Here is a 7561-nt window from a genome sequence, read left to right as displayed (position 1 = left end):
ACCTGGAATATAGAGAGCTTGCCTGCGGTCTGCACCCCCTCCGAAAAATTGGCCATGATATTGATATAGCAAATCCTTGTTTGTTCCTTTTGTCTGAAGCATCTGCCTTTATTACGGGCCAAGTTCTATGTATTGATGGTGGGTTGACTGTTCAAGAACCTTGGAATCTAGTCTGGAACCTCAACCAAGTAGAGCAGACAAATGCTTGATAGCAATAGCTTCAAAGGACGTACGGCTTTGGTCTCAGGATCCACCAAAGGCATTGGTTTGGCTACAGCTGAGTACTTTGCAAAAAATGGTGCAAATGTTGTTATTTGTGCACGCTCTAAAGCGGAGGAAATTGCCCACGATTTTAAGCAACTAGGGTATGCTGCTATAGGTGTGTCTGCTGATTTGACGACTAAAGAAGGGGTTAGCTTAGTCATAGAAAAGGCAGTAAGCGGCTATGGAACGATTGATATTCTTGTTAATAATTGTGGTGGATTAGGGGGGGTAAGAACTGGTGAGTTTATGGACTTAACTGAACAGGACTGGTTGGACTGCTATAGCCTAAATGTATTAACCGCTGTGAATTTTTGTCAGTTGGCGATGGCCTATTTAAAGCAGAGTTCCTCTGCTCGTATCATAAACATATCTTCTGTAACCGCCATCCAGCCAGGAAGCTTTAATCCACATTATGCTTTCAATAAGGCTGGGCTGATCAATCTTTCTAAGTATCTATCGAATTATTTAGCTGACCATAATATAACCGTAAACTGTATATCTCCAGGTATGGTTGCTACGGAAGGCTGGGAGGAGTATATCCAGAATAAGGCGATAGAAGAGTGCCAAGCTCTTGAGTTAATTGCGCATCAAGAAAACGCGCGTGCCGTAGGTAACGTGCCTTTAAAACGCTTTGGAAGCGTTGGGGAAATCGCTGCGTTAGTCGGGTTTCTTGCTTCTGAAGAAGCTTCTTACATTACCGGGTCTAACTTTGTTATTGACGGCGGAAAGATAAAAACATGTTGATATTAACGTTATTACAATAGGGTTTATTGTGGAAATAGATTTGCTTGAGAACTATCCAAAAACTAAACGTGATTTAACTGGGCGCTTAGAGCATAAAGATGAAGCAGCCAGAGAGATTGCTCGTAAGTTTGGTAAAGAGTTTTTTGATGGTGATCGAAAGTATGGGTATGGCGGATTTAGCTATATGCCAAGGTTTTGGAAGCCTGTGATACCAACATTTAGACATCATTTTAGCTTAACTTCTAGTTCCTCTATTTTGGATGTTGGCTGTGCAAAAGGTTTTATGCTTTATGATTTGATGGAAGCGATTCCGGGTATTGAATTGCATGGAATAGATATTTCTGAATATGCAATTGAAAATGCAAAAGAGGAGGTTAAGCCTTACCTTTCTGTAGCAAATGCTCTTGAACTCCCTTTTGATACGAATAGTATGGATGTGGTTATTTCTATAAATACGATACATAACCTGTCAAAAGATGACTTGGCACAGTCTCTTACTGAAATACAAAGAGTCTCTAAAGGTAAATCATTTGTTACTGTAGATGCTTATAGAAACGATGAAGAAAAAGAACGTATGGAAGCATGGAACCTTACCGCCAAAACCATGATGCACGTTGATGAATGGAAGGCTTTCTTTAATGAAGTCGGCTACACCGGCGATTATTACTGGTTTATCCCATAATGACAAATAAACAAACTATTTCAGGTGCCACTTGTCAAGCTATTTTTGAGTCAATGTATTTGATTCGAGGAATAGAAGAAGGTATTGCGAGTCGATACGCTTCTGGAAAAATGCGTTGCCCCACCCATTTAAGTATTGGCCAGGAATGTGTGCCAGCTGTATTGAGTGTGTTATTAGATATGGATAATGACCAGGCCGTATCGACTCACCGGGCACACGCACATTATTTAGCAAAAGGGGGCGACCCTAAAAGGCTAATTGCTGAGTTGTATGGTAAATCAACAGGCTGTTCAGGTGGTTTTGGTGGCTCGATGCACTTGATTGATAGGAGTGTTGGCTTTATGGGAAGCACGGCCATTGTCGGTGGCACTATTCCTACAGGTGTAGGTTTGGCTTTAGCTAAATCAATTAAAAAAGAGCAGGGTGTTGTTGTTGTTTATCTCGGTGATGGTGCGATTGAAGAAGGTAGCTTTTATGAGTCAGCTAACTTTGCGGCAGTTAAGAAATTGCCAGTATTGTTCGTCTGTGAAAATAACCGATATTCTGTTTATTCCTCTTTGGAGTGCCGGCAGCCACTCGGTCGGAAGATTACTGACGTGGCGAATGGTATCGGTTTAAAGTCTTGGTGTGGTGATGGTAATGATCCACTTCAGTGCCATTCAATTTTATCAGAAGCATTGGCTTTAATTAGGTCTGGAGAAGGGCCAGCATTTGTTGAGCTTGAAACATATCGTTGGCGAGAGCATTGTGGCCCGAATTATGATGACCACTTAAATTACCGGGATGAAGCTGAAGTTCAATCCTGGCGAGAGAGGGACCCTGTTTTATCGCTCGAAAAGTTATTGCTTAAAGAGCACCTTATAACAGAAGAGTTAATTGAGGTACTTAAAAGTAATGTTATTAAGGTTGTTGAAGAGAGCTTTGATTTTGCAGAAAACTCTCCCTTCCCGAATCCCAAAAACAGTTCTCATGTTATGTACGCATAACCACTTTTCTTAAGAAGAATTATGAAAAATATCAAAGAAATAACCTTTGGAGAAGCTATTCTCGAGTCTAGCGATGACGCAATGTCTATGGATCAAAGTGTGATTTATTATGGGCTCGGTATTAATGATCCTACATGCATATTTGGTACGACAAAGGGTTTGGTTAGCAAGCATGGCAATCAACGTGTCTTTGATACCCCAACGTCTGAAAATAGTATGCTTGGTGTCGGCGTCGGGGCCGCTATAAATGGTTTGCGGCCTATTATGGTCAGTCAGCGTTTAGATTTTTTTTTATTGGCAATGGATCAGCTAGTAAACAATGCTGCTAAATGGCACTTTATGTTTGGTGGCCAATCTAAGGTGCCAATGGTTATTCGTTTAATTGTTGGGCGCGGTTGGGGGCAAGGACCAACACATAGTCAGAGCTTACAGTCTTGGTTTGCGCATATCCCGGGGCTTAAAGTTGTTATGCCTTCGACACCAGACGATGCATATAGACTAATGATGGCTAGTATTTTTGATGACAATCCGGTTGTATTTATTGAGCATCGTTGGTTACATCAACAAAAAGGCTTGGTAAACATGAGCAAGAATATTATAGAGCCTTTGGCAGGAAATACAGTTGTATTAAGCGGTGATGCAATCACAATTGTTGCTAGCTCCTACCTAGTTATAGAAGCAAAGATTGCTATTAGCTTTTTACGAAAGAATTATCGCATTGATTGTGAGTTAATAGATTTAAATATTATCGCTCCTATGGAAGTTAGTGCTATTCAGAACTCTGTGAAAAAAACGGGAAGGTTATTGGTTTTGGATAACGGGCATGAAACTTGCTCCATTGCATCAGAAGTAGTGAGTCGTGTCGTAAAGTCGTCGTTCTCGGATTTGAAACAGGCCCCCGAAATTATGGCTAAGCCAGATTATGCCGAGCCAACCAGTTATGCACTGACGAAAGAGTATTATATTGATGCTGAAGCTATCTCATTAAAGGTAGCGCAAATGCTAGGTGTTGACGTTGATAGCAAGTGTTTAAAGAAAAGCGGTCATCATGATGTGCCTGGTGATTGGTTTACAGGACCTTTTTAGGTAAAAGATGATGTTGAGTATGAAAATAAAAAAAGGCAACACCTAATGTCACGTTCAAAGGTTGTTGTCATTTTTTCGATTTCAAGCGATATCGGCTATGAGCTAGCTAAGTCTCGTTTAGAAAATGGGTGGAGGGTGTTGGGGACTTATCGAACACATTCGTCTCAGGTTGAAGATATTATATCCAAGGGAGGAGAGCTTGTCCGAGCTAATTTTGAATCCCGTGGCAGCCTGAGTTTAGCTTGTAAAGAAATTGTCGATAAATGCGCTCAGTGGGACGAGCTTATCGTTGCTCCGGGATCTCTTGAGCCTATAGGCTTATTTGAAAGTTGTGATTTCGAGTTATGGGCCGAATCGATAAATATTAACTTTATTAATCAACTCTATGTCATCCACCAAATGCTAGCCTCCCATAGAGTAAATGCTCTTGTTCTTTTGTTTGCTGGTGGTGGCACTAACGGTACTGCTGATCGATTTAGTGCCTACACAGTTAGTAAAATTTCCCTTATTAAAATGGCAGAGCTACTTGATTCAGAAATGCCGGATATTAGATTTTCTATTATAGGTCCTGGTTGGATAGATACTAAGATTCATAAAGAAACACTAAACGCTAAAGGGTTGGCTGGCGGTTCTTATGATGAGACGGTGAAAAGAATAAAGGATAGAAATTTTGGTTCGATTGATGAAGTAATTAGATGTATAGATTGGTTATCAGGTCAGCCTAAAGAATACGTTGGCGGGAGAAATTTTAGTGTTCAGCACGATGCATGGGGCTCAAGTAAGTTGAATGAAGTGCTTTTAAACGATAGTAATGCGGGCAAACTGAGGCGATTCGCTAATGATGATCTGAACTTTGGTGAGCACTCGTTTAAAGATTCTATAAATTAAAGATAAGACAAAAATTATGAATGACGCCACTAATATTAATGGTTATTTAGACTTTCTAGCCGCTTTACCTCAACATCATTCACCACAAAACTCTTTATATACCGAACTTAAAAAGACTGCTCATCAAGATCTCCATACCATCTTTGGAGAGTCTGGAAAGCAAGAGTTCGACCTTGATGGTGTTGGTAATATTAAAGTTCCCTACTTTAAAATGGGGGCGGTAGACTCGGTTAATCTGTTTGACTTGGATGAGCTTATTCTATTTTCGTTTTACAGATGCAATAAGCCTAAGTACCAAAATGTAATCGATATCGGTGCCAATATTGGAGTGCATTCAATAATACTAGCAAAGCTAGGGTGTCAGGTCACTTGCTATGAGCCTGACCCAGTCCACTTCGATCACCTGCAAGCAAATATAGAGCTAAATGGTGTTGAAACGTTAGTGACACCAATTAAAGCTGCAATATCAGATACCTCCGAAACAAGACAGTTTACCCGAATACTTGGAAATACCACCGGAAGTCACTTGACCGGAGCAAAGGAAAACCTTTATGGAGACCTTGAAGAGTTTGATGTTGCAGTTTTGGATATCAGGTCGATCCTTAAAGATGCTGACCTGATTAAACTCGATGCTGAAGGTGAAGAGGCTAGGATTCTACTTGCTACTGGGCACGATGATTGGGTGAGCACAGATGCGGTTGTTGAAGTTGGGAATAGTCACAATGCAGAATTAATTTTTGAGCATTTTCAAAGCATTGGCGTTTCCTTGTTTTCACAAAAAGAAAACTGGTTAGAAGTTAAGGAACTCTCAGATATGCCTGTTTCTTATAAAGAGGGCTCATTGTTTATCTCGACTAAACCTAAAATGCCTTGGGACTAACAATGAAATTATCGGATTATGTAGCAAGTTTTTTTGCAGAACTTGGAGTTCGGCATGCCTTTGTTGTTACTGGCGGTGCTTCTTTGCATCTCATTCATAGCATATATAACACGGAAAATATCGAACACATTTGTTGTCATCATGAACAGTCTGCAGCTATGTCTGCTGATGCTTATGCGCGCGTGACCAATGATATTGGGCTCGCTATCGCAACAAGCGGGCCAGGCGCAACCAATTTAATTACCGGAATATGCGGCTGTTTTTATGATTCCGTTCCTGCTGTATTTATAACAGGGCAAGTATCGACATTTCGTTTATCTGAAGACTCTGGCGTTAGACAAACCGGGTTTCAAGAAACACCAATCACTGAAATGTGTCGACCGGTTACCAAATACGTTAAACAAATTCGCAACCCCCATGATATAAAAAAAGAACTCCAAAAAGCTGTTTATATTGCGAAGTCTGGTAGACCTGGGCCTGTACTGATTGATATTCCCGATGATATTCAACGAACTGATATCCAGCCGGAACAGTTAGATGCTTTTTCCCCAGAGCTTGAATGCAAGACCTTATCTCCTCAGACATTAGGGGCAGTAAACGGCATTGTCAGTAAGTTAAAGACCAGTAAACGACCTGTTATTGTCGCTGGTTGGGGCCTTCACTTAGCAAAGTGTGAAGACCTTTTTTCTGAACTAGTCGATAAACTAGGTGTACCCGTAGTGCTAACATGGGGTGCTTCAGATATTTTAGCTGATAGTCACGCTCTGAAGGTGGGCACTTTCGGAACTCATGGTAGTCGTTATGCGAATTTTACGATACAGAATGCTGATTTTGTCTTAGCTTTAGGTACTCGTCTCGACACTAAAGCCACTGGTACTCCTGTAAATACTTTTGCAAGGCAGGCTTGGAAGGCTGTAGTGGATATTGATAAGAATGAGCTTGAAAAGTTTGAACGTAATGACCTGAAAATAGATTGCCTTATTCAGCACGATGCGAAAGAGGTCATTGATCATTTACTGTCGTACAATGTAGAAACAGGCTTTTCTGCTTGGCTTGAAGTGATTCATGGATGGAAAACAACATATAGCTATAAAGCAGAGACATATCCCAAGGGGGAGTTTGTTGACCCGTACCAGTTCGTGGATATGTTTTCAAAAAGGATTCAAAACAAAGCGCATATATTTGTTGATACAGGCTCAGCAATCGCTTGGATGATGCAGGCTTTTAAACCTAATGCAGGGCATAGAGTTTGGCATGACTTTAACAACACAGCCATGGGGTGGGCCGTTCCAGCAGCTATCGCTTCAGCGTTTGCTGCAGATGATGTGCCCGTATATTGCGTTGTTGGTGATGGTAGCCTGATGATGAATATTCAAGAGTTAGCGACAATTGTTACGCATAACTTGAACATCAAAATCATTTGTTTTGACAATAATGGTTATAGCATGATTCAGCAAACCCAAGATCAATGGCTCGATAGTCAATACATTGCTTCGAGTGAAGCTGGTGGCTTGGGTATGCCAAATTTATTAAGTGTTGCTAGGTCTTTTGGAATACCGGGCTGTGAAGTGACTGAGAACTCAGGTGTTGAGGAATCATTAGTTCGGGTTGAGGAAAGGGTAGGACCATTTTTTTGTTTGGTTAAGGTCGACCCGTGTTGTCGCGTTGTCCCGCAGGTAAAATTTGGTCGTCCCAATGAAGATCCAGAACCTCTTTTGCCAAGGGATGTCTTTATCAATGAAATGAAGATCCCAGTACTTGATGTGAGTAAGGGAGAATAGTTTGTTTTTAGACGCAGCTGTGCTCGAACAAACCGGGCAACCTCTACGGTTAATGAGGCTTAAGGCCCCTACTTTGGCTAAAGGCCAAGTCCTCGTCAAAGTTCTATATAGTGGGGTTTGCCGTAGCCAGTTAATGGAGGTTAGAGGCAAGCGGGGAGAAGACTCTTGGCTACCCCACCTGCTAGGTCATGAAGGTTCGGGTGTTGTAGTTGAAATAGGACCAGGTGTTACCAAAGTATCACCTGGTGAT

General features: G+C 41.3%; 9 protein-coding genes. All 9 read left to right on the top strand.

The features are described 5' to 3' along the window. Positions 1-209, top strand: a 209-nt coding sequence (locus tag A3757_RS10245) for an SDR family oxidoreductase (protein ID WP_197469991.1), incomplete at its 5' end; no start/stop codon positions are given. Continuing rightward, complete coding sequence (locus tag A3757_RS10240) at positions 202-1008, top strand: SDR family oxidoreductase (RefSeq protein WP_068739563.1); 807 nt, start codon at positions 202-204, stop codon at positions 1006-1008. The genes A3757_RS10245 and A3757_RS10240, both read left to right, overlap by 8 nt. Before the next feature lie 28 nt (positions 1009-1036). Beyond that, the gene (locus tag A3757_RS10235) at positions 1037-1690 is read left to right on the top strand and encodes a class I SAM-dependent methyltransferase (protein WP_197469990.1); all 654 of its coding nucleotides are present in this window, start codon (positions 1037-1039) and stop codon (positions 1688-1690) included. Then, positions 1690-2676: a thiamine pyrophosphate-dependent dehydrogenase E1 component subunit alpha gene (locus A3757_RS10230; protein ID WP_197469989.1), complete on the top strand. Its 987-nt coding sequence runs from the start codon at positions 1690-1692 to the stop codon at positions 2674-2676. The genes A3757_RS10235 and A3757_RS10230 overlap by 1 nt, the downstream gene beginning before the upstream one ends. 21 nt (positions 2677-2697) lie before the next feature. After that, positions 2698-3762: an alpha-ketoacid dehydrogenase subunit beta gene (locus A3757_RS10225; protein WP_068739559.1), complete on the top strand. Its 1065-nt coding sequence runs from the start codon at positions 2698-2700 to the stop codon at positions 3760-3762. A gap of 45 nt (positions 3763-3807) precedes the next feature. Further along, positions 3808-4650, top strand: coding sequence for an SDR family oxidoreductase (locus A3757_RS10220; protein WP_068739557.1), 843 nt, complete (start codon positions 3808-3810; stop codon positions 4648-4650). A 16-nt stretch (positions 4651-4666) separates the two neighbouring features. Continuing rightward, positions 4667-5530 carry an FkbM family methyltransferase gene (locus tag A3757_RS10215; protein WP_068739555.1) on the top strand — a complete coding sequence of 288 codons (864 nt, stop codon included), beginning with the start codon at positions 4667-4669 and terminating at the stop codon, positions 5528-5530. A 2-nt stretch (positions 5531-5532) separates the two neighbouring features. After that, the gene (locus A3757_RS10210) at positions 5533-7311 is read left to right on the top strand and encodes a thiamine pyrophosphate-binding protein (protein WP_068739552.1); all 1779 of its coding nucleotides are present in this window, start codon (positions 5533-5535) and stop codon (positions 7309-7311) included. Between the two features lies 1 nt (position 7312). Beyond that, on the top strand, positions 7313-7561 hold a 249-nt coding region (locus A3757_RS10205; RefSeq protein ID WP_197469988.1), incomplete at its 3' end, for an alcohol dehydrogenase catalytic domain-containing protein.

It is taken from the genome of Oleiphilus sp. HI0117 (genome assembly GCF_001635235.1).
Note: the sequence above shows the minus strand (reverse complement) of the source record. Positions and strands in the feature narration are given on the sequence as shown.

Bases quoted from the DNA above. Each gene is read 5' to 3' on its own strand.
- A3757_RS10220 (WP_068739557.1), top strand. From the start codon at position 3,808: ATGTCACGTTCAAAGGTTGTTGTCATTTTTTCGATTTCAAGCGATATC.
- A3757_RS10225 (WP_068739559.1), top strand. From the start codon at position 2,698: ATGAAAAATATCAAAGAAATAACCTTTGGAGAAGCTATTCTCGAGTCT.
- A3757_RS10215 (WP_068739555.1), top strand. From the start codon at position 4,667: ATGAATGACGCCACTAATATTAATGGTTATTTAGACTTTCTAGCCGCT.
- A3757_RS10240 (WP_068739563.1), top strand. From the start codon at position 202: ATGCTTGATAGCAATAGCTTCAAAGGACGTACGGCTTTGGTCTCAGGA.
- A3757_RS10230 (WP_197469989.1), top strand. From the start codon at position 1,690: ATGACAAATAAACAAACTATTTCAGGTGCCACTTGTCAAGCTATTTTT.
- A3757_RS10210 (WP_068739552.1), top strand. From the start codon at position 5,533: ATGAAATTATCGGATTATGTAGCAAGTTTTTTTGCAGAACTTGGAGTT.